Source organism: Actinomycetospora atypica (assembly GCF_042653685.1).
Taxonomy (GTDB): Bacteria; Actinomycetota; Actinomycetes; order Mycobacteriales; family Pseudonocardiaceae; genus Actinomycetospora; species Actinomycetospora atypica.
The window spans coordinates 12771-34306 of sequence record NZ_JBHSIV010000011.1 but is presented as its reverse complement, the minus strand read 5'-3'; the positions used below and the strand labels follow the sequence as shown (position 1 = coordinate 34306).

Here is a 21536-nt window from a genome sequence, read left to right as displayed (position 1 = left end):
CGGAGAGGAGCAGACCATGACCGACTACGTGGACGCCGGCGAAGCCGTCGCACACCGCCAGCTCAGTGCCGTGCGGCAGGAGGCGCCGCCCACCGGCACCGTCGACTACGAGCGCATCAAGGCTGCCAGGAACGAGCCCGAGAACTGGCTCACCTACTACGGCACCTACGACGGCCAGCGCTTCAGCGGCCTCGACCAGATCAACAAGGACACGGTCAGGAAGCTCTCCCCCGCCTGGGTCTTCCAGGCCGGCTCGGCGGGCATGCACGCCGGCGCGTCGACGTACTCGTTCGAGGCGTCGCCGCTGATCGTCGAGGGCGTCATGTACGTCTCCGGCCCCGACGGCAAGGTCTGGGCGATCGACGCGAAGAGCGGCGAGGAGCTGTGGCGCTACAAGCACGCCTCGCCCTTCGACACCTCGCTGTGCTGCGGCAACGTCAACCGCGGTGTCGCGGTGGGCCACGGCAAGGTCTACATGTACACGCTGAACGCGCACATGATCGCGCTGGACGCCCAGACCGGCGAGAAGGTCTGGGACACGACCAACGGTGACGTGCGCGCCGGGGAGAGCGGCTCGGCCGCGCCCCTGATCGTCAAGGACATGGTCGTCGTCGGCAGCGCCGGCGGCGAGTTCGGCGTCCGCGGTCACCTCGACGCCTTCGACGCGCAGACCGGTGAGCGCCGCTGGCGCTGCTACACGGTCCCGAAGCCGGGCGAGCCCGGCTCGGAGACGTGGCCCGACGACGGCGAGGCCTGGCAGCGCGGCGGCGCGAACTGCTGGATCACCCCGACCTACGACCCGGAGCTCGAGCTCCTGTTCCAGGGGACGGGCAACCCGGCGCCGGACTTCGACGGCGGTGTCCGCCCGGGCGACAACCTCTACACCGACAGCTGCGTCGCGATCGACGTGAACACCGGCGAGATCCGCTGGCACTACCAGTTCACGCCCCACGACCTGTGGGACTACGACTCGACGATGGAGAACCTGCTGTTCGACGCGCCCGACGGGCGCAAGCTGCTCGCGCACGCGGACAAGAACGGCTACTTCTTCGTCCTCGACCGCACGAACGGCGAGCTCGTCCGCGTCTTCCCCTTCGTCGACCGGATCACGTGGGGCGAGATCTCGCCCGACGGCAAGGTCACGCCGAAGGTGTACCCCGACGAGGAGGGCGTCCCGGTGCACTTCTGGCCGGGCCCGGCCGGGGGCAAGGAATGGACGCACATGTCCTACAACCCCCAGACCGGACTGATCTACATCCCGGTCCAGGAGGTCGGGGCCACGGCGACCCGTCGCCGTCGCGAGTTCAAGGAATCCATCCCCTACTGGGGTGCCGGCGTGGCCGTCGACCTCGACGACCACTACGGCTTCGTCGCCGCGGTCGACCCGGTCACCGGCGAGGAGAAGTGGCGCTGGAACCACGACTACCCGATGTGCGCCTCGACGCTAACCAGCGCCGGCGGCCTCGTCTTCCAGGGCACCCCGACCGGTGAGTTCGTCGCGCTCGACGCGGACACCGGCGAGAAGCTCTGGCAGTTCCAGTGCGGCAGCGGGCACCACAGCAGCCCCACGACCTACGCCATCGACGGCCGGCAGTACATCGCCGTGCCGACCGGCTGGGGCGGCTGGGTGGAGGGCTTCCTCCCGGGTCTGCTCGGTGCCGCCTCCGGTGACGCGCTGTTCGTCTTCGCGCTGCCGGAATGACCGTCGGAGGGGTTCGGTAGGAGCGATCCGAGGAACCCCTCCGGTGCACGACATTCTCGTCCCAACAGGAGGTGAAAATCGTGGAGCTCCACGTCTGGGAAACCCCGCAGTTCGAAGAGATCGGGGTCGCGCCCGAGGTGACGATGTACGTCGCCCAGATGGACGACTGATCGACTGAATGCCGCGAGGGGCGCCGGATTTCTCCGGCGCCCCTTCGCGGTGTTTCGGTCGGACCTGGCCAGGCAATTCCAGTCGAGGAGGAACGGGTGAGCGGGCAGACGGTGGCCGAGCCCGAGGCCAGGAAATGGATGTGCGAACTCTGCGGATTGATCTACGACCCCGCGGAGGGCGACCCCGACAGCGGCATCCCGCCGGGGACGCCGTTCGAGGACATCCCCGACGACTGGATGTGCCCGATCTGTGGTGCCGAGAAGGCCGATTTCCGCGAGCTGGGACCGGACGAGAACGTTCCGGGGATGTGAGGGTGCACGATGATCACCGGATACGGACACTTCGTCCAACTCGCCGAGTCGTTGCAGTGGGACGAGCAGGCGATCGACCTGACGGCCGACATCGCGGCGTGGCCGTCGCTGACGGAGGCCGAGAGCGAGCGGATCCTCGGGCTGATCGCCGGCTTCTGCGTCGGTGAGACCGCCGTGTCGATCGAGCTGAAGAACTTCCAGACCGCCACCACCGACGAGTCGATGGCCGGCTGCTTCGCCTCCCAGGCCCGCGACGAGGCCCGCCACGCCCGCTTCTTCGACCGGGTGGCCACCGAGGTCATCGGGGTCCCCGGGAAGAACATCACCGAGCGCCTCGACGTCCTGCGCGAGCGGGTCAGCGGCGACCTCGTCGAGCTCTTCGAGGTCCGGCTGCCGGCCATGGCGCGCGACCTCGCCGACGACCACGAGGGCCTCACCGAGGCCGTCGGGCTCTACCACATGGTGCTCGAGGGGGTCGTCCTCACGGCCGGCCAGCACGCGCTGCTGGAGGCCCTCGCCCAGCTCTCGGTGAAGATGCCCGGGGTGCACAAGGGCATGGAGCTGGTGCTGCGCGACGAGCGCTGGCACATCGGCTTCGGGTCGCGCGTGATCCAGAGCGCCGACGTCGTCGACGGGGACATGGAGCAGATCCTCACCAACGGCGAGAAGGCGGCCTACGCCTGGGGCGACCTGATCTCCCCGCAGGCCATCGACAAGGTCGTCCAGCTCCACCGGCGGCGGCTGAAGGCCGTCGGGATCAAGTTCTGGTGACCGGGTGACCTGGGAGGCGGTCGCCGACGTCGACCAGCTCGAGGAGGGTGAGCCGCTCCGCGTCGAGCTGGGCGGCGTGCCCGTCTGCGTCGTCCTGCTCTCCGACGACGAGGCCGTCGCGGTGCACGACACCTGCTCGCACCAGCAGCAGTCGCTCGCCGAGGGCATGGTCACCGAGGAGGACACGATCATCTGCCCGGCGCACAGCTCCACGTTCGACCTGCGCACCGGCGAGTCGGTCGGGGTCCCGGAGGTCCCGACGATCCCCGTGTTCGCCTGTCGCATCGCCGACGGCGCCGTGCACGTCGACGTCGCCGACCGGCGCAACGACGCGGCCGACCCCGCCGGCTGATCCGGACATCTGGTGCGGCGGCGCCCCGTCGGCCTACCGTGTCGCGGTGTCCGACCAGCGTCGCCAGGTCCGCCGTGTGCTCGGAGCGAGCCTCGTCGGCACCACCATCGAGTGGTACGACTTCTTCATCTACGCCTCGGCCTCGGGGCTCGTCTTCGGTCAGCTGTTCTTCTCCCCGCTCGGCCCCACGGCCGGGCTGCTGGCCTCCTTCGCGACGATCGGCGTGAGCTTCGTCGTGCGGCCCTTCGGCGGGATCCTCGCCGGGCACCTGGGCGACCGCTTCGGTCGTCGCGGGGTGCTCGTGGCGACGCTGCTGCTGATGGGGATCTCGACCGTCGGTGTGGGGCTCCTGCCCACCTACGCGAGCATCGGCACGGCGGCGCCCGTCCTGCTCGTCGTGCTCCGGCTGCTGCAGGGCGTCTCGGCGGGCGGTGAGTGGGGCGGGGCGGCCCTGATGTCGGTGGAGCACGCCCCGCACGGCAAGCGCGGCTTCTACGGCTCGTTCCCGCAGCTCGGGGTGCCGATCGGCCTGCTCGTCGCCAACGGCGTCTTCTTCACGGTGTCGGGGCTGACCACCCGCGAGCAGTTCCTCGACTGGGGCTGGCGCATCCCGTTCCTGTTCTCGGTCGTCCTCATCGGCGTCGGCCTGCTGATCCGCTACCGGGTCGCCGAGAGCCCCGTGTTCGAGGAGCTGCGCCAGCGCCGAGCCCGCCGCTCCGCTCCCCTGGGCGTGGTGCTCTGGCAGCACCCGCGGGAGCTCGTCGTCGGCATCGGCCTGTTCATGGCCAACAACATGGCCGGCTACCTGCTGATCGCCTTCATCACCACCTACGGCACCCGCACCCTCGGGCTCTCCACCGCGACGATGCTGCTGATCGGCATCGCGGGCGCCGTGTCGTGGGGGTTCGCGACCCTCTTCGCCGCCCGGTGGTCCGACCGCGTCGGGCGCAAGCGCGTCTACCTCGTCGGGACCCTCGCCCTGCTCGTCTGGGCCTTCCCGCTGTTCCTGCTGCTCGACACCGCCAACGTCGCGCTGATGGTCCTCGCGGTCGTCGTCTTCGGCATCCCGCTGGGACTGACCTACGGCCAGCAGTCCGCCACCTACGCCGAGATGTTCCCCGCGCCCGTGCGCTACAGCGGGGCCTCGCTGGCCTACGCCCTCGGGGCCGTGCTCGGCGGCGCCTTCGCCCCGCTGCTCTCGGCCTACCTCGTGCAGGTCACCGGGACCTCGCTGTCGGTGTCGGCCTACATCGCCGTCCTCGCGCTGATCACGCTCGCCGCGGTCCTCGCGATGCGGGAGCGTCCGGCCGCCGAGCGCGAGGCCTTCGTCGACGGCGTTCCCGACGACGGCCCGGTGGCGGCGGGTCAGACCTCCTCGAGGTCGTAGGCGTCGTCCCCCACCCACACCCGCAGGCCCTCGGCGTCGTCGGTGATCGCGCCCTCCTCCTCCTCGGAGAGCTCCCGGGAGGCCCCCAGGGCGCGCTTCGAGTAGCGGATCCGGCCGTCCCCGAGGTCCTCGGGGCGGTACTCCCGGGCGAGCACCGCGGTGCGCGAGCGCGTGGCCAGCAGCTCGGCGTTCTCGGGGCCGACCTCGGCGATCCAGATGTCCATGCGGGAATCCCACACCGCGCGGCCCGCTCGACCAAGATCCGTCGGCGACGTGCAGATCCGCCGCCGGGTGGGCGCTGAGGGCTCCCCCGGGAACCGTCAGCGCCCACTCGGGAGGATCAGGTCCGCTTCTCGGCCTCCGCCACCTTCTCGATGACGGTGAGGACGCTGTCGGGGTTCAGCGACATCGAGTCGATGCCCTGCTCGACGAGGAACTCCGCCAGCTCCGGGTGGTCGCTCGGCCCCTGCCCGCAGATGCCGACGTAGCGGTCGTGCGCGTGCGCGGTCTCGATGAGCATCGAGATCATCTTCTTGACCGCGGGGCTGCGCTCGTCGAACAGGTGGGAGAGGCGGTCGTCGTCGCGGCCGATGCCCAGGGTGAGCTGGGTGAGGTCGTTCGAGCCGATCGAGAAGCCGTCGAAGCGCTCGCAGAACTCGTCGGCCTGCAGGACGTTCGACGGGATCTCCGCCATCACGTACACCTGCAGCCCGTCGCGGCCCCGCTCGAGCCCGAACTCCGCCATCGTCTCCAGGACGCGGTCGGCCTCCTCGGGGGTGCGGCAGAACGGGATCATGACGATGACGTTGGTGAAGCCCATGTCGACGCGCACCCGCGAGAGCGCCCGGCACTCCAGCTCGAACGCCTCCTTGTAGTCCTCGCTGTAGTAGCGCGACGCCCCGCGCCACCCGAGCATCGGGTTCTCCTCGTCGGGCTCGAACACCGACCCGCCGATCAGCCCCGCGTACTCGTTCGTCTTGAAGTCCGAGAGCCGGACGACCACCGGCTCCGGGTACTGCGACGCCGCGATCACGCCGATCCCCCGGGCCATCTGCTCGACGAAGTACTCGGCGCCCGAGTCGTAGCCGGCGGTGAGCTCCTCGATCTGGGCCCGGGCGTCGTCGGAGACCTTCTCGGGGTGCAGCAGCGCGAGCGGGTGGGCCTGGATCACGTTGTTGACCAGGTACTCGACGCGCGCGAGCCCGATGCCGTGGGCGGGCAGGCGCCACCACTGCATGGCCGCCGCCGGGCTCCCGATGTTCATCATCACGCGGGTCCGGGTCTCGGGGACGTCCGAGAGGTCGAGGTCCTCGACGGTGTAGTCGAGGATGCCGTCGTAGACGTAGCCCTCGTCGCCCTCGACGCAGGAGATCGTCACCTCGCGGTCGTCGGCGAGGACCTCGGTCGCGTTCCCCGTCCCGACGATCGCCGGCACGCCCAGCTCCCGCGAGACGATGGCGGCGTGGGAGGTGCGCCCCCCGCGGTCGGTGACGATGGCGGCGGCCTTGCGCATGATCGGGACCCAGTCGGGGTCGGTCATCTCCGTGACGAGGACCCTGCCCTCGACGAACGTCTCGATGTCGTCGGCCGACGCGATCCGCTGCACCGCGCCCGCGGCGACGGCCTGGCCGATCGCGAGACCCTGCACGACGAGGTCGCCGGTCTCGGTGAGCCGGTAGGTCTGCAGCGTGCCGGCGCCCGCGTTCGACTGCACCGTCTCCGGGCGGGCCTGGACGATGAACAGCTCGCCGGTGCGACCGTCGCACGCCCACTCGACGTCCATCGGGCGCTCGTAGTGCTTCTCGATCGTCACGCCCCAGCGGGCGAGCTCGAGGATCCTCTCGTCGTCGAGGACGAAGCGGGCGCGCTCCTCCGCGGGCACCTCGACGTTCACGGTGGTGTCCCCGGCCGACTCCGGGTCCTCGGCGTACTGGAGCTTCAGCTCCTTCGCCCCGACGGTCTTCGCGATGATCGGGACGACGTCGCCGTCGTCGAGGAACGGCTTGAAGACCGTGTACTGGTCGGGCGTCACCTCGCCGCCGACGACGTTCTCGCCGAGGCCCCACGCGGCGTTGATGACGATCGTGTCGGGGAAGCCGGTGTCGGAGTCGATGGTGAACATGACGCCGGCGCTGCCCCGGTCGGAGCGCACCATCTTCTGCACGCCCACGGACAGCGCGAGGTCGAGGTGGTCGTAGCCCTGCTCGGTGCGGTAGCTGATCGCCCGGTCGGTGAACACCGAGGCGTAGCAGTCCTTGCAGGCGCGGAGCAGGTCGTCGACGCCGGTGATGTTGAGGTAGGTGTCCTGCTGGCCCGCGAAGCTCGCGTCGGGCAGGTCCTCGGCGGTGGCGCTCGACCGGACGGCGACGTCGACGTCGTCGGTCTCGTAGCGCTTCCCGAGCTCGGCGTAGGCCTCGCGGATCGCCGTGGCGGTGTCCTCGGGGAACTCGGCGCGGGCGAACTCGTCGCGGATGGCGGCCCCGACCTCGGCGAGCTTCGAGTCGTCCGCGGCGAGACCGTCGAGGAGCTCGCGGATGCGGTCGTCGAGCCCGTTGGCCGACAGGAACGCCCGGTAGGCGTCGGCGGTCGTCGCGAACCCGCCGGGGACGCGGACCCCGGCCCGGTCCAGGTTCTGGATCATCTCCCCGAGCGAGGAGTTCTTCCCCCCGACGGCGTCGACGTCCTGCGACGACAACGTCTCCAGCCAGCGCACGTGGTCCATCCCGGCCCTCCGTCCCGAACCCGGGCGACCGCGCCCCGGTTCACACGGACCTCAGGTTCCCGCCACTGGTTGATCTGGAAACGGTGGCGCTGCCCCACCCGGCCGAACGACCAGGGCGACCGGCACCCTGTGACACAGAGCACGTCCGCGCCTGTCACGGGCCGGTCCCGCCGTCGGTCTCCTCCTCGACGACACGGCAGCGACCAGGGAGGTCGGCGATGACGACGACGGAGACGAACACGGTGAGGGCGCCGCACGGCGGCCGGGACCGGGCCCACGTGGTGGTGCTCGGCGGCGGCTACGGGGGCCACCTCGCGGCGCAGGCGCTGGCGGTCCGCACCGACGCCCGGATCACCCTGGTCAACGACGGCGACCGCTTCACCCAGCGGATCCGCCTGCACGAGGCCGCGGTCGGCCAGGAGCCGGCCGCGCCCCGCTACGTCGACCTCCTCGCCGGCACGGGCGTCGCGTTCGTCGACGACCGCGCGGTGGGGCTCGACCCGGCCGCCCGCCGGGTGCGCCTGCGCGACGGCGACCCGCTCGACTACGACCTGCTGGTGCTCGCGCTCGGCAGCCGCCCCGACCCCGACGCGCTCCCCGGCCCCGTGTTCGAGGTCTCGAGCGCCGAGGGCGCGGCGCGGTTACGCGAGCGTCTCGCGGCGGACGACGTCGGGCGGGTCGCGGTGGTCGGCGGCGGCCTGACGGGCCTGGAGCTCGCGACCGAGCTCGGCGAGACCGGGCGGCCGACGACGCTGGTCACGGACGGCGCGCTCGGCGCCGACCTGTCCGCGCGAGGCGCCCGCCACGTACGGGAGGTCTGCGACCGGCTCGGGATCGAGGTCGTCGAGCACGCGCGGGCCGTCGCCGCCCACGACGACGGCCTGACCCTGGCCGACGGGCGGACGGTGGCCGCCGACATCGTCGTCGGGACCACCGGGTTCACGGTGCCGTCCCTGGCGCGGGAGGCCGGGCTCGCCGTCGACGAACACGGGCGGGTGCTCGTGGACGCCGCGCTGCGGTCGCGCTCGCACCCGGAGATCCTCGCGGTCGGGGACGCCGCCGCGGCGACCCGGCCCGACGGGCAGGTCCTGCGGATGGCGTGCGCCACCGCCCTGCCGGCGGCCCAGCAGGCGGCCCGGACCGTCGCGGCGCTGCTCGCCGGCACGGCCCCGCGCCCGCTGCGCTTCCGCTTCGCGATCCGGTGCATCAGCCTGGGTCGTCGGGACGGGCTGGTGCAGTTCGTCCAGCCCGACGACTCGCCGCGCGAGCTCGTCGTGACCGGTCGCCTCGCGGCGGCGGTGAAGGAGGCGATCGTCGTGAACGCCCTGCGCGTGCAGCGCCACCCGCGGATCCCCACCGGCGCATGACCGCGACGGTCGAGGTCTTCGAGGCCGAGCGCGGCCGACTCACGGGGCTCGCGTACCGGATGCTCGGCGAGCTGCACGAGGCCCAGGACGTGGTGCAGGACGCCTGGGTGCGCTGGTCCGGGTCATCGGCGGACGTGCTCGACCCGCCGGCCTGGCTCACGCGCGTCGTCGTGAACCTCTGCCGGACCCGGCTGACGTCGCTGCGGGTACGGCGGACCGAGTACGTGGGGCCGTGGCTGCCCGAGCCCGTGGTGACCGGCTCCGGCGGCCCCGACCTCGGGCCGTGCGAGACGGTCGAGCAGAGGGAGAGCCTCTCGCTGGGGGTGCTGCGGCTGCTGGAGTCGCTCACCCCCACCGAGCGGGCCGTGTTCGTGCTGCACGAGGCGTTCGGGCACCGGCACGCCGAGGTCGCGACGCTGCTCGACCTGTCCGAGGCCACGGTCCGCCAGCACCTCCACCGGGCGCGCGAGCGCGTCGGGGCCGGACGGGCGCGCTTCGAGGTGGACGTGGACGCCGCGACCCGCCTGCTCGCCCGGTTCCTCGACGCCGCGGCCGGCAACGACGTCGCGGCCCTCGAGCAGCTGCTCGCCCACGACGTGGAGGCGGTCTCCGACGGCGGCGGGGTGGCGAGCGCGGCCCGGCGGCCGGTGGAGGGCCGGGAGCGCGTGGCCCGGTTCGTCGCGGGGATGGCCCGGCAGGCGACGGCGGCGACCCTCGAGATCGCCGAGGTCAACGGGACGGTGGCCGTGCTCGTCGTGGTCGACGGCGCGCTCGTCGTCGTCATGCAGCCCGAGTTCGACGCGGACACCGGCGAGGTCGTGCGGCTCTGCCTGCAGGTGAACCCGGGCAAGCTGACCGCCGCGGGGGCAGCATGAGGGGATGGACTCCTCGCGCGAGGCGGTGGCCCGCCGGTACGACGAGCACCTCACCGACCGCGACCTGCTCGCCCTCACCGGCGACCGGCCCGACCAGGTCCCCGCCCTGCGCCGGCAGCCCGAGCTCGTCCTCGACCTGCTCGACCGGCCGGCGGTGGCCGACTCGGTGTTGTCGGCCCAGCACGACATCCAGGGCGAGCGGAGCGACGGGGGAACGTTCGGCGGTCGGTTCCGGCACGTCTCGCCGTTCCTGCTGTTCGCCGCGGCCGTCCACCGGGCCTCCGGGGCGCTCGTGGGCCACGCCTCGGTGCTCGACCGCACGGCCCCGCGCTCGCGCATCCCGATCCTCGACGGCCCGGTGATCGCCGCCTTCGCCATCGAGCCCGCCCACCGGCTCTTCCTCGCCGAGCTGCTCGCCTCCTACGCCCGGCTCTCCTCCGGCGTGGTGTGGCGGCGCGACGAGCGCGGGTGGCACCGGCGCCGCTGGGACGACCTCGACCTCGCGCGCCTCGGTGACCGCCTGACCGACGTGCCCGAGGCCGAGCGGCCCGGGGTGTGGCGGCGGATCGGGGACGGCGCGCTGTTCCTGGCCGGGGTGTTCCCGGAGTTCGCGGAGCGCACGTACGGGTCGACCGGGACGCTGCACCTGTCCCGGTCGACCGGCTTGCGCCTGCACGCCGAGGGCCCGGTCACCGAGCTCCTGGAGGACCTCGCGGGCCGCGCGTACCGGCAGACGCGCGGGGCGGTGCCGCCCGGCGTCGTCGAGTCGCCGCACTCCGCGCGCCGGGTCCTCACGCTCGTCGCCGACCGCCACCTGCACCGTGACGCCGTCATCGGTCCGGGGCGCTGAGGATCGGGCGGCGTTCACCCGACGGCCATGCGCGACCGGCACGCTGCCCGGGTGCTGCGCCGCCTCGCCCCGCTCCTCGTCACCGCGGCCCTCGCGGGATGCGCGACGACGACCGCGTCCGCCCCGACCGCCGCGGGGCCCGGTCCGTGCTCGCCGAGCACGGCGATCGAGTCGTACTCCGACGCGCTCGAGGGACAGGTCGGGAACCTCTCCGCCCTCGCCTCCCGACCCGACGGCACCGTCTACGCCCTGTCCGACCGCTCCGCCCTGGTCACCCTCGACGCCACCGCGACCCGCGTCCTCGCCGTGGTCCCCCTCGCCGACCCGGCGGGCCGCCCGCTCGACTCCGAGTCGCTGGTCCTCGACCCCGACGGCACCCTCGTGATCGGCGACGAGACCGGCCCCCAGGTGCTGCGCTACTCCCCCGATGGCCGGCTGCTCGGCGCCCTCGGCATCCCGGCCGACCTCGTCGGGCGCACCCAGGACAACGCCTCGTTCGAGGGCCTCGCCCGTCAGCCCGACGGCCGGCTCGTGGCGTCGCTGGAGAAGCCGCTCACCGGCGAGACCGACACCCGGCTGGTGACGATCCCCGACGGCCCGCAGGTGCCCGTGCCCCTGCCCGCCGGCCTCGGCGTCGCCGAGCTCACCGCCGTCGGCGACGGCCGGCTGCTCGCCCTCGAGCGCGGGTACGACGAGGCCGTCGGCAACACCGTGCACCTCGTGCTGATCGACCCGCAGACCGCTCCCGCCGCCGTCACCCTGCTCGCCGACCTCGGCGACTGCCCCTCGCTCGGGGCCACCGCGAAGCAGCCGCAGCGCAACCCGCTGCTCGACAACGTCGAGGGCATGACGATCACCGGCCGCGGCCCCGACGGCGCGTACGAGCTGCTGCTCGTCAGCGACGACAACGACAGCCCGCAGCAGATCACCCGCACCTACCGGCTGCGGACGACTCTCTGAGCGGCACCCGCCTCTCGCCGCGCCGGGCGCACCGTTGATCGTCGACGCTCTCAGGTTCGCGGGTCGTCACGGACGGCCTCCCTACCGTCGCGCTCCGTGCGAGCATCCACACGACGGACGATCTGGACGGTGCTGGCGGCGGTGGTGCTCGTCGGCCCCGTCGCGCTGACGGCGCTGCGGAGCGAGTCGCGGCCCCTGCCGACGGCCCTCGTCGCGGTCGGCCTCGTCGCCCTGATCGCGATGGCCCTGACGATCGTCGCCCCGGCCCGGCTCCGGACCCTCACCCGCGCCTTCGGGATCGACCGCATCATCGCCTCGCACCGCTGGCTGGGCGTCGTCGCGATCGGCGCCGCCCTGGCCCACCTGGTGCTCGTCCTGGTCCGGTCGCCGCAGCTGATCAACCCGTTCGCGGCGTCGCTCTCGATTCAGTGGGGGTACCTGGCGACGGCCGCGCTGGTGGCGGTCGGGCTCGTCGCCGCCTGGGGCCGGCGCTCCGGGCGCCGCTACGAGGTCTGGGCGCGGGTGCACGTCCTGCTCGCGGCCACCGCGATCGTCCTCGCGGGCCTCCACGTGATCTGGATGGGCGACCTGCTCGCCGACCCCGTCCTGCGGGTCGTGCTCTCCGGGCTGACCCTCGCGTTCCTCGCCGTCCTGTTCCTGCGCTGGGTGTGGCGCCCACTGTTCTCCCGCGACGGCGCCTACGTGGTCTACGGCATCCGCGAGGAGGGCCCGTCGACGGCGACGCTGGTGCTCGCTCCGGTCCACCTGCACCGCGGGCTGCGCTTCCACGCCGGCCAGTTCGTCTGGCTGCGGCTGCGCCGCTCCGTGCTCGGCACCGAGGAGCACCCGTTCACCATCGCCTCCTCGGCCCGCGTCACCGGCCGCCTCGAGCTGACGGTCCGGGGCAGCGGCGACTTCTCGACGACGCTCGCGAGCCTTCCGCCCGGGACGCGGCTGTGGCTCGACGGCCCGCACGGGTCCTTCTCGGCGGCCCCCGAGGCGCCCGGCCTGGTGCTCGTCGCGGGCGGGGTCGGGATCACCCCGATGATGTCGATGCTGCGGACCCTCGCCGACGCCGGCGACGCCCGCCCGCACCACCTGGTCGTCGCCCAGCGACCCGACGAGCCCCTGTTCGAGCCCGAGCTCGCCTCCCTGGCCCGGCGGCTCGACCTGCACGTCACCCGCACCGAGGGCCGCCGCGTCGACGCTGCCCTGCTCGACGAGGCCCTTCCCGCCCGCGGCCGACGCCGCTACGACTGGTTCGTCTGCGGCTCTCCCTCGCTCCTCGCCGGCTCGCTCGCGGCGATCGAGCAGCTCGGGGTCCCCGCGGAGCGGGTGCACACCGAGCAGTTCGGCTGGTCGGGCGCGATCCCCGTGGCCCGGGCCCGGCGGTTCTCCGCGCGCTGAGCCACGGCGTTGCGGGCCGCACACAGTCAGGCACCGCCCGCACCCCGGCCTCGTTGCGTTGCGTGCCGCACACAGCTGGCGCGACTCGATCCCCGAACCGAACGCGTTGCGCGCCGCACACGGCCAGCCCGGCTCGCTCCCCGGGCCCGTCGGGTTGCGCCGCACACACGGCTGGCGCGACTCGATCGCCGAGCTCATCGCGTTGCGCCGCGCACACGGCCAGCCCGGCTCGCTCCCCGGGCCCGTCGGGTTGCGCCGCGCACACGGCTGGTGCGACTCGATCGCCGGGCCAAGGGCGTTGCGCGCCGCACACGGCCAGCCCGACTCCATCCCCGGAGTCGTCGGGTTGCGCCGCGCACACGGCGGGCGCGACTCGATCGCCGGGCCGAGGGCGTTGCGCGCCGCACACGTCCAGCCCGGCGCGCACCCCGGACTCGTCGGGTTGCATGGCGCGGCGCGGCGATCCCGCTCGAGCATGATCGCGACTTGGGGAGCGACACGCCCAAGGGGCGCCGCGACTCGCGACCGAAGTCGTGATCATGTCGCCGTCCGCGACCGATGCGTCCCGCAACACCGCGAGCGGCCTGGACCAAGCCCGACGGCCGTATGCGTCCCGCAACGCCGCGCGCCCCCCCCCCCCCCCCCCCCCCGACCGTCGACCCGCCGGCCGTGTGCGTCCCGCAACGCCCGCGAGCAGCCTGGACCGAACCCGCCTGGCCGTGTGCGTCCCGCAACGCCGTTGGCGGCGCCAATTCGACCTCGCCCGACCGTGTGCGTCCCGCAACGCCGCGCGCTACCGACGTTCGACCCGCCGGCCGTGTGCGTCCCGCAAGACCTCGTCGGGGCGGGAACCCCGCAGCTCAGAAGGCGACGACCGACTTCGTGAGCTGGCCCTGCGCCACGGAGGTCCCGTCCGACTCGAGGACCGCGTCCACCCCGACGAAGGCCAGGGCGCGGGTCCGGCGGGCGAGCTCGCCGCGCACGCGGACCCGCTGGCCCACCGTGACCGCCCGGAGGTACTGCACCGAGAGCTGGTGGGTCACGGCGTGCTCGCCGACGGTGAGGGTCGGCAGCACGGCCAGGTAGCCGACGAGCTCCAGGGCGGCCGCGAGGGCGGAGCCGTGCAGGGTGGCCGCGGGGGTCACCGCGATGCCCGCCACCTCGAAGGCGACCCCGGCGAGGGGGTCGGCGGGGTCGACGAACTCGAGCCCGAGGGCGTCGGGCAGGGCGACCGCGAGGGCGGCCTCGGCGCGGGCGAGCAGGGCGTCCCCGACGAGCAGCTGAGCCATGGCCGCCAGCGTGACCGGCCTCGTCGTCGGGACGGTGAACCCCGGGTGGGCGCCGGGTGACGGCGACGGTGTTCACCTCGCGGCCAACTCGGCGGGTGATCATGCGGCCCGTGACCCCAGACGACCCCGTCGCCGCGCTCGGCGACATCCCCCTCGACCAGCTCTCCGTCGACACCGACGGCGCCGAGGACGACGACCCGGCGCTGCTCGGCCCCGACGGGCGTCCCGTCGACACCTGGCGCGAGGGCTACCCCTACGACGAACGCCTCTCCCGCGCCGAGTACGAGCACCAGAAGCGCCTGCTGCAGATCGAGCTGCTCAAGCTGCAGGCCTGGGTGAAGGACACCGACCAGAAGGTGGTCCTGCTCTTCGAGGGCCGCGACGCCGCCGGCAAGGGCGGGACGATCAAGCGGTTCACCGAGCACCTGAACCCCCGCGGTGCCCGGACGGTGGCGCTGGAGAAGCCCACCGACCGCGAGCGCAGCCAGTGGTACTTCCAGCGATACCTCGTCCACCTGCCCGCCGGCGGGGAGATCGTCCTGTTCGACCGCAGCTGGTACAACCGGGCCGGCGTCGAGCGGGTCATGGGCTACGCCGAGGCCCGCGAGTACATGGAGTTCCTGCGCGAGGCGCCCGAGCTGGAGCGCATGCTCGTCCGCAGCGGGATCCAGCTCGTGAAGTTCTGGTTCTCGGTGTCGCAGTCCGAGCAGCGCACCCGGTTCCTGATCCGCCAGGTCGACCCCGTCCGGCGCTGGAAGCTCTCCCCCAACGACCTCGCCTCGATCCACCGCTGGGACGACTACACGGCGGCCAAGGAGGCGATGTTCTTCTACACCGACACCGCGGACGCCCCGTGGACGGTGGTGAAGAGCAACGACAAGAAGCGGGCCCGGCTCGAGGCGATGCGCCACGTTCTCGCGCGGTTCGACTATCCGGAGAAGGACCCGGAGGTCGCGCACCCGGCCGACCCGGCGGTCGTCGGGCCGGCCTCGGAGCTCTTCGAGCACGGGGAGCAGTCGGGCGCGCGGCACGCCCCGCCGTTGCGCTGACGGACGGGCGTCCCCGGGACACGGGGACGCCCGCGCCGACGTCAGAGCTTGTGCAGCTTCGGCTTCGTGTAGGCGGTGACCGCCGCGGCGAGCGCCTCGTCGGCCTTCTCCCGGCGGGCCCGGGCCTCGGTGTGCAGGACGCCGTAGGTGAAGCTCGGCTCGCCCGCGCGGTGGGCGATGTCGGCGAGGTCGACCAGCCAGTGCGCGGCCGACTCGCTGCGGCGGCGCTCGTCGAGCGCGGCCGCCATGGCCTCGGCCGCGTCGGCGAGCTTGCGGGCCTGCTTGCCGAGCACGGGCCGCGTGACGCGGGCGGTGACCGCCACGGTCGTCGCGGCCGTGATGACGGGCGCGAGCTGCGGGGTCCCGGAGCGGTCGGCGCCGTGGGCCTCGGCGACCGCGGCGTCGGCGGCCTCGCGGGCGGCCGAGTCGGCCCCGGCCAGCGCGCGGGCGAGCACCTTCTCGGTGTTCTTCGTCTTCGTCCCGGCGATCGGGGCGGAGAGCACGAGGCGGTCGGCGTGCTCGAGCAGGCTCGCCCACTCGGGCTGGGCCAGCATCGACTCCACCTCGGCGCGGCGCTCGGCGCTGCGCGCGTTCACCACCAGCTGCAGCCGCTGCTCCACCGGCCCGAGGCGCAGCGAGGGGTCGAGGTCGTCGAGCAGCTCGGAGAGCACGTCGACGGTGCCCTCGAGGCCGTGGGCCTCGTCGACGATCGCGCGGGCCCAGGCGAGCTCGGGGCGCAGGGCGGCGACGTCGGGGCCCTCGATCAGCGGCGCGAACCCGGAGACCACGGCGTCGAGGTCGGCGAGCACCTCCGCGAGACCCTCGACGTCCATCCCCGCGGCGGCGACGGACTCGTCCTCGTCGTCGTCGGGCACCTCGTCGGGCGCGGCCGGGACCGTCACGGAGCTGCCGCCGTCGTCCGCCGCCTCGTCCCCGTCGGTGTCGGCGGTGTCGGTGGCGAGGTCGGTGTCGTCGAGGGAGGGGGTCGGCTCGTCGGTGTCGAGCTCGACGGCGGCGTGGAGGGCGGCGACGCGCTCACGGAGCGCGGCGAGGACGAGGGTCGAGGCGGTCACGGACTGTTTGCCGCGCTTGGAGGAGTCGGTCTTGGCCACGCCGGGCCGAGTACCCCGTGCGCGACCCGCCTCCACCGTCCGGCGGCGGCGATCGTGCAACGTCTGCGCACTGTTCACCACAGCGCCGGCCGATCCGACCTGTCAACCGGTCAGGAGAGCCCACAGGTCGTCGGTGCCGGTCGCGGCCGCGCCGAGCCGGCCCGCCCAGGTCCGCTCGTCGCCGTCCTCGTCGCGCCACGACCACAGTCGCGTCGTCGACAGGCGCAGCGGGCTGCGCTCGGTGAACCCGACGGCGCCGTGGAGCTGGTGGGCGATACGCGTGATCTCGGCGACCGACTCCGACGCCTGCGCCTTCGCCACCGCCGCCCCGAGCTCCCCGCCGCGCTCGACCCCCACCGCCACGGCCGCCTCCACCAGCGCGACCTCCTCGACGAGGCGCGCCACGTCCTGCTTGACCGCCTGGAAGGACACGAGCGGGCGCCCGAACTGCTCGCGGGTCCGCACGTGGGCGATCGCGAGCTCGCTCGCCCGCAGCGCCGCCCCGCCGATCGCCGCCGCGCGGAGCAGGGCGAGCCGCTCACGGACCCCGGCCACGGGCACGGCCGCCACCTCGGCCCCGTCGAGGGTCAGGGTGTCGCGCTGCTCCCCCGCGAGGTTCTCCCCCGTCCCGACGAGGCCCGTCCCCGGCCCGAGCACGGCGGCGACGGCCCCATCGGTGGGAGCCCCGTCGGGCCCGTCGGTGACGACGACGACCGTCGCCTCCCGACCGCGCGGGACGCGCGGAAGCGTGCCGTCGAGCCGGACCCGCCCCTCCCCCGAATCGCGCACCTCGAGGGCATCGGCGACGACGAGGGTCAGCGGCCCGTCGGGCACCGCCAGTCCCGCCCCGGCGAGCACCGACCGGGCCGCGAGCTCCTCCACGGGCGGGCCGGAGTCGGGGTCGACGCCCACGGCCCGGGCGTACGCCACGAGCTCGGCCACCGGGGCGTCGGCCGCGGGGACCGGTCCCAGGCCCCGTACCTCCTCGTCCGGAAGGCCCTTGGTGATGATGCCGCGGAGGATCTCGTTGGTGCCGCCGCGCAGCGTGTAGGCGGGCAGGTGCGTGATGCCGAGGGCGAGCAGCTCGGCGACCGCGCCCTCCGGCGCGCCGGCGTCGGCGGGCACCGGGGACAGGGTGCGGGCCGCGTGGACCACGTCGCCCTCGAAGCGGGTGCCGAGGTCCTTCACCAGCGCCGCTGCGACGTCGGGCGACTCGCCCCGCGCCAGCGCGCTCGCCACCCCGAGGGAGAGCCGGCGCAGCGCCGCGAGCCGCGCGACGAGCCCGCCGACCCGGACGAGCTCGCCGTCGTCGAACCCCTTCCGGGCGTCGAGCACCGCCGCGAGCAGCGGGAACGTCGAGAGGAACCGCTCCGGGCCGCTGCGCTCCTGGCCCAGCTCGCCGGTGACCTGCGCCCAGCCCGCGCCCTCGGCCCCGAGCGGCTCGCCGGGCACGCCGTGCAGGTGCGTGGCGTTGAAGCGGTGCTCGCCGGTGAGCAGGTGGATCGGCTCCACCTCGACCTCGGGGGCTCGCAGGTCGACGACGTACTGGGAGAGCCCGGCGTGGCGCGAGGAGTCGGGGTCGCTGCGGGCCAGGACGATCGCGGCGTCGTTGACGTGGGCGCCGCCGGTCCACATCTTCGTGCCGGTGAGCCGCCAGGTGCCGTCGTCGTCGCGCTCGGCGCGGGTGGCCACGGCGGCGAGGTCGGAGCCCGCGCCCTCCTCGCTCATCCCGATCGAGAAGAAGCACTCGCCCCGGGTGATCGCGGGGAGGTAGCGCTCGCGCTGGGCGTCGGTGCCGTTGGCGAGGATCGACGGGCCGGCCTGGCGGTCGGACACCCAGTGGGCGCCGACGGGGGCGCCGGCCGCGAGCAGTTCCTCGATCACCACGTAGCGCTCCAGCGGCGACCGCCCGCCCCCGCCGAACGCGACGGGCAGCGTCATGCCGACCCAGCCGTGCTCGGCGAGCCGGCGGCTGAAGTCCCGGTCCCACCCGGCGAACCACGAGTCGGGCCGGCCGAGGACGGTGCCGCGGGAGCGCTCGTCGTCGAGGAACGCGCGGACCTCGGCGCGGAGCTCCTCCGTGCCCTCGGGCAGGGTGATCTCGGGGACGAAGGACATCGTCGCTCCTCTCGCGCGGCTGGGGCCCGACTCTCACACGACCGCGAGGACGGCGCCGAGCAGGGCCGCCGCCGTCCGCACGCGGTGCGCCCGCGTCCACGGCCCGACGAAGCGCTCCCACGGCCCGCCCTGTTCCAGCGCGGTGTTGAGCGGGACGTTCACCGCCATCGTCACGACGAGGCCGGCGGTCTGCAGCACCGCTGCGGTCACCGTCGCGGGGGTCGGGACGACGACCGCCGCGGCCACCGCGAGGGCGGGCGCCCCGAACAGCAGCGCGAGGAACGCGGGCCGGACGATCACGACGTTGATCGCCCGCATCGTCGCGGCCGGGTCGTCGGGTCCCCCGACGGGGGCGCGGCGCAGCGCGGGGAGCACCGCGAGGTCGAAGGCGAGGTAGACCCCGCCGAGCACCGCACCGGCCAGCGCCGCGGTCACGCCCAGCACCCCGGTCACGGCCGGCACCCCGCTCACAGGGCACCGGCCATGACGTCGGCGAACCCGCGCGGCTCGCGGCCCAGCGCCCGGCGCACCCCGTCGGTGGGGTGGACGTTGCGGCCGTCGAACAGCTCGGCGAACAGGCCCGCGAGCCCGGCGGCGTCGTCGTCGGGCAGGCCCATCCCCCGCAGGTCGGCGCGGAACTCGTCCGCCGACACGGGCTCGTAGACGATCTCCCGGCCGGTCTCGCGGCTCAGCACCGCGGCGACCTCGTCGAACCGCAGCGCGTCCGGACCGGTCAGCTCGTGGACGCCCGGTTCCAGGGTCCCGACGAGGCCCGCCACGGCGACGTCCGCGAGGTCCTCGAGGTCGACGAACGGCTCGGGGACCTCCCCCGCCGGGAGGCGCAGCACGCCCGCGCCGACGCCCTCGGCGAGCAGGTCCTCGGTGAACCCCTGGGCGAAGAAGGCCGAGCGGACGATCACGGTGGGGAGCCCGGCGGCGACGACCGCCTCCTCCGAGCGCAGCGCCCCCGCCTCCCCGCGGCCCGTCAGCAGCACGAGCCGGCCCATCCCGGCGTCGGCGGCGGCGCGGGCGAAGGCGCCGAGGACCGCGTCGGCCCCGGGGAAGCCGGCGTCGGGGGCGTAGGCGAGGTAGGCCGCGGCGGGCGGGTGCCCGTCGGCGTCGGGGGCGAGGACGGCCGGCCACGTGGTGGGGTCGGCCCAGTCCAGCGGCGGGGTGCTCGTGCGGCCGACCCCGCGCACGGGGACCTCCGCGGCGGCGAGGCGGGCGGTGACGCGGCGGCCGGTCTTGCCGGAGGCGCCGGTGACGACGATCAGGGTGCTCATGGCGACCATTCCAGCCCGGTCGGACCGGACGTTCCATGATTGCGCGCCGCGTCCGCATGCGCGATCGTCTCACCGTGGACCACATCGCGGGCCTTCTCGACGGGCCGCGCGCGCGGGGGGCGTTCCTGCTGCGCTGCGTGCTCGAGCCGCCGTTCGCGGTGCGGATCGAGGACGGGGCCCCGCTCACGGTCGTCGTGATGGTCCGCGGGGAGACGGCGCTCGAGGCCGACGGGGAGGTCGTCGCGGCGCGGGCCGGCGACGTCGTCGTCCTGCGCGGCCCCGCGCCGTACACGGTGTGCTCCGATCCGGGGGTCGCGGTCCAGGCCGTCATCGGTCCCGACGAGGCCTGCTCCTCGCCGCCCGGTGCGGTGCGGCCGCCGACCGAGCTCGGGGTGCGCACCTGGGGGCACGCGCCCGACGCGGCGACCTCGATGCTCGTCGGGACCTATCCCGTCGGCGGGGAGATGGGCGCGCGGCTCGTGCGGTCGCTGCCGCCCGTCGCGGTGCTGCGTCCCGACGACCTGCCCGGGCTCGCCCTCGGGGCGCTCACCGCGCTGCTCGACGCCGAGCTCGACCACGAAGGCCCCGGCCAGGAGGTCGTGCTCGACCGCGCCCTCGACCTGCTGCTCGCGACCGTGCTGCGGGCCTGGTTCGCCGGGCCGGCGGCACCGTCGGCGGCGCTCGCCCGGCGCGATCCCGCCGTGGGGCCGGCGCTGCGGGCGGTGGAGGCCGAGCCCGCCCGCGGCTGGACGGTCGACGCCCTCGCCCGGCACGCGGGGCTCTCGCGGGCGGCGTTCGCGCGGCGGTTCACCACGCTCGTCGGGGAGCCGCCGATGTCCTGGCTGACCGACCTGCGCCTCACCCTGGCCGCCGACCTGCTGCGCGGATCCGACCTCACCCTGGCCGCGATCGCCGACCGGGTGGGCTACGCGAGCCCGTTCGCGCTCTCGGCGGCGTTCCTGCGCGAGCGCGGGGTGCGGCCCACGGCGCTGCGCGCGGGGTGAGGCCGGTCGGGCGACCCCGGCCCGGAGCGGGCACGATCTCCGGCGTGCCCTTCGCCGCCACGCCCAGCATGCTCGTCACCGGGGGCTCCCGGGGGATCGGCGCGGCCACCGCGCTGCGCGCCGCCGCCGCGGGCTGGGCGGTCTGCCTGACCTACCGCTCCGACCAGGCCGCGGCCTCGTCCGTAGTGGCCGCCATCGAGCGCGCCGGCGGGCGGGCGGCCGCCGTGCAGGCCGACGTCGCCGTCGAGGCCGACGTGGTCGCCGCGGTGGAGGCGACCACCACCCTCGGCCCGCTCGGGGCCGTCGTCGCGAACGCCGGCATCGTCGGGGAGAAGACGCGCGTGGACGAGCTGACCGTGGAGCGCGTCGAGCGGATGCTCGCCACCAACGTCACCGGCACGATCGTCACCTGCCGCGAGGCGGTGCGGCGGATGTCGACCGCGTACGGGCACGGCGGCGGCTCGATCGTCCTGGTGTCCTCGGCCGCGGCCCGGCTCGGCTCGCCCGGGGAGTACGTGGACTACGCCGCGTCCAAGGCGGCCGTCGACACCCTCGGGGTGGGGCTGGCCAAGGAGGTCGCGGGCGAGGGGATCCGGGTGAACGTCGTCCGGCCCGGGATCATCGACACCGACCTGCACGCCTCCGGCGGCCAGCCCGACCGCGTCGCCCGGATCGGCCCCGCCGTGCCCGTCGGCCGCGCGGGCACGGCCGACGAGATCGCCGCGGCGATCGTCTGGCTGTCCTCCGCCGAGGCCTCGTACGCCACCGGGAGCATCCTCGACGTGGCCGGGGGACGGTGACGGCAA

General features: G+C 74.3%; 21 protein-coding genes. 14 read left to right on the top strand and 7 right to left on the bottom strand.

Annotated features, from left to right (window positions below; genetic code table 11):
• Positions 1–16 precede the first annotated feature (16 nt).
• The 6 genes from ACFPBZ_RS12550 (at position 17) to ACFPBZ_RS12525 (ending at position 4694) form a co-directional block, all read left to right on the top strand.
• The gene (locus tag ACFPBZ_RS12550; RefSeq protein ID WP_378036389.1) at positions 17–1702 is read left to right on the top strand and encodes a PQQ-dependent dehydrogenase, methanol/ethanol family; all 1686 of its coding nucleotides are present in this window, start codon (positions 17–19) and stop codon (positions 1700–1702) included.
• A gap of 80 nt (positions 1703–1782) precedes the next feature.
• Positions 1783–1872: a pyrroloquinoline quinone precursor peptide PqqA gene (pqqA, locus tag ACFPBZ_RS12545; protein WP_274198780.1), complete on the top strand. Its 90-nt coding sequence runs from the start codon at positions 1783–1785 to the stop codon at positions 1870–1872.
• Positions 1873–1968: 96 nt separating this feature from the next.
• Positions 1969–2184 carry a rubredoxin gene (gene rd, locus ACFPBZ_RS12540; protein ID WP_378036388.1) on the top strand — a complete coding sequence of 72 codons (216 nt, stop codon included), beginning with the start codon at positions 1969–1971 and terminating at the stop codon, positions 2182–2184.
• A gap of 9 nt (positions 2185–2193) precedes the next feature.
• Positions 2194–2955 carry a ribonucleotide-diphosphate reductase subunit beta gene (locus ACFPBZ_RS12535; RefSeq protein WP_378036387.1) on the top strand — a complete coding sequence of 254 codons (762 nt, stop codon included), beginning with the start codon at positions 2194–2196 and terminating at the stop codon, positions 2953–2955.
• Positions 2956–2959: 4 nt separating this feature from the next.
• Positions 2960–3307 carry a Rieske (2Fe-2S) protein gene (locus ACFPBZ_RS12530; RefSeq protein WP_378036386.1) on the top strand — a complete coding sequence of 116 codons (348 nt, stop codon included), beginning with the start codon at positions 2960–2962 and terminating at the stop codon, positions 3305–3307.
• Between the two features lie 46 nt (positions 3308–3353).
• A complete protein-coding gene (locus ACFPBZ_RS12525; protein WP_378036385.1) occupies positions 3354–4694 on the top strand; it encodes an MFS transporter in 1341 nt (446 codons plus the stop codon).
• On the opposite strand, the gene ACFPBZ_RS12520 is transcribed toward ACFPBZ_RS12525, so the two are convergent.
• Both ACFPBZ_RS12520 and ppsA read right to left on the bottom strand, forming a co-directional pair.
• Positions 4673–4918, bottom strand: coding sequence for a hypothetical protein (locus ACFPBZ_RS12520; RefSeq protein WP_378036384.1), 246 nt, complete (start codon positions 4916–4918; stop codon positions 4673–4675). The two genes, ACFPBZ_RS12525 and ACFPBZ_RS12520, sit on opposite strands and share 22 nt — an antisense overlap.
• 116 nt (positions 4919–5034) lie before the next feature.
• Entirely contained in the window at positions 5035–7416 is a 2382-nt protein-coding gene (gene ppsA, locus ACFPBZ_RS12515; RefSeq protein ID WP_378036383.1) for a phosphoenolpyruvate synthase, read from the bottom strand.
• A gap of 218 nt (positions 7417–7634) precedes the next feature.
• On the opposite strand from ppsA, the gene ACFPBZ_RS12510 reads away from it, so the two are divergent.
• The 5 genes from ACFPBZ_RS12510 to ACFPBZ_RS12490 all read left to right on the top strand — a co-directional run bounded on the left by ACFPBZ_RS12510 (position 7635) and on the right by ACFPBZ_RS12490 (position 12875).
• Positions 7635–8783, top strand: a complete 1149-nt coding sequence (locus tag ACFPBZ_RS12510) for an NAD(P)/FAD-dependent oxidoreductase (RefSeq protein WP_378036382.1) — start codon at positions 7635–7637, stop codon at positions 8781–8783.
• Positions 8780–9658, top strand: a complete 879-nt coding sequence (locus ACFPBZ_RS12505; RefSeq protein WP_378036381.1) for a sigma-70 family RNA polymerase sigma factor — start codon at positions 8780–8782, stop codon at positions 9656–9658. Before ACFPBZ_RS12510 ends, ACFPBZ_RS12505 begins: the two co-directional genes overlap by 4 nt.
• A 4-nt stretch (positions 9659–9662) precedes the next feature.
• Positions 9663–10508, top strand: coding sequence for a hypothetical protein (locus tag ACFPBZ_RS12500; protein ID WP_378036380.1), 846 nt, complete (start codon positions 9663–9665; stop codon positions 10506–10508).
• A gap of 27 nt (positions 10509–10535) precedes the next feature.
• Entirely contained in the window at positions 10536–11468 is a 933-nt protein-coding gene (locus tag ACFPBZ_RS12495; RefSeq protein WP_378036379.1) for an esterase-like activity of phytase family protein, read from the top strand.
• 96 nt (positions 11469–11564) lie between these two features.
• Entirely contained in the window at positions 11565–12875 is a 1311-nt protein-coding gene (locus ACFPBZ_RS12490; RefSeq protein WP_378036378.1) for a ferredoxin reductase family protein, read from the top strand.
• A gap of 860 nt (positions 12876–13735) precedes the next feature.
• Here the strand turns inward: ACFPBZ_RS12490 and ACFPBZ_RS12485 are convergent.
• Positions 13736–14164 carry a PaaI family thioesterase gene (locus tag ACFPBZ_RS12485; protein WP_378036377.1) on the bottom strand — a complete coding sequence of 143 codons (429 nt, stop codon included), beginning with the start codon at positions 14162–14164 and terminating at the stop codon, positions 13736–13738.
• Positions 14165–14265: 101 nt separating this feature from the next.
• Between ACFPBZ_RS12485 and ppk2 the strand changes: the two genes are divergently transcribed.
• Positions 14266–15213, top strand: a complete 948-nt coding sequence (gene ppk2 / locus ACFPBZ_RS12480; protein WP_378036516.1) for a polyphosphate kinase 2 — start codon at positions 14266–14268, stop codon at positions 15211–15213.
• A gap of 41 nt (positions 15214–15254) precedes the next feature.
• On the opposite strand, the gene ACFPBZ_RS12475 is transcribed toward ppk2, so the two are convergent.
• From ACFPBZ_RS12475 to ACFPBZ_RS12460, 4 genes are all read right to left on the bottom strand, one after another.
• A complete protein-coding gene (locus tag ACFPBZ_RS12475) occupies positions 15255–16325 on the bottom strand; it encodes a CHAD domain-containing protein (protein WP_378036376.1) in 1071 nt (356 codons plus the stop codon).
• A gap of 102 nt (positions 16326–16427) precedes the next feature.
• Positions 16428–18443: an acyl-CoA dehydrogenase family protein gene (locus tag ACFPBZ_RS12470; protein WP_378036375.1), complete on the bottom strand. Its 2016-nt coding sequence runs from the start codon at positions 18441–18443 to the stop codon at positions 16428–16430.
• A gap of 33 nt (positions 18444–18476) precedes the next feature.
• Entirely contained in the window at positions 18477–18896 is a 420-nt protein-coding gene (locus ACFPBZ_RS12465) for an anthrone oxygenase family protein (RefSeq protein WP_378036374.1), read from the bottom strand.
• A 14-nt stretch (positions 18897–18910) separates the two neighbouring features.
• Entirely contained in the window at positions 18911–19726 is an 816-nt protein-coding gene (locus ACFPBZ_RS12460; RefSeq protein ID WP_378036373.1) for a Rossmann-fold NAD(P)-binding domain-containing protein, read from the bottom strand.
• 74 nt (positions 19727–19800) lie between these two features.
• Between ACFPBZ_RS12460 and ACFPBZ_RS12455 the strand changes: the two genes are divergently transcribed.
• Together ACFPBZ_RS12455 and ACFPBZ_RS12450 are read left to right on the top strand one after the other, a co-directional pair.
• Positions 19801–20730 carry an AraC family transcriptional regulator gene (locus ACFPBZ_RS12455; protein WP_378036372.1) on the top strand — a complete coding sequence of 310 codons (930 nt, stop codon included), beginning with the start codon at positions 19801–19803 and terminating at the stop codon, positions 20728–20730.
• Positions 20731–20798: 68 nt separating this feature from the next.
• Complete coding sequence (locus ACFPBZ_RS12450) at positions 20799–21530, top strand: SDR family oxidoreductase (RefSeq protein ID WP_378036515.1); 732 nt, start codon at positions 20799–20801, stop codon at positions 21528–21530.
• Positions 21531–21536 lie beyond the last annotated feature (6 nt).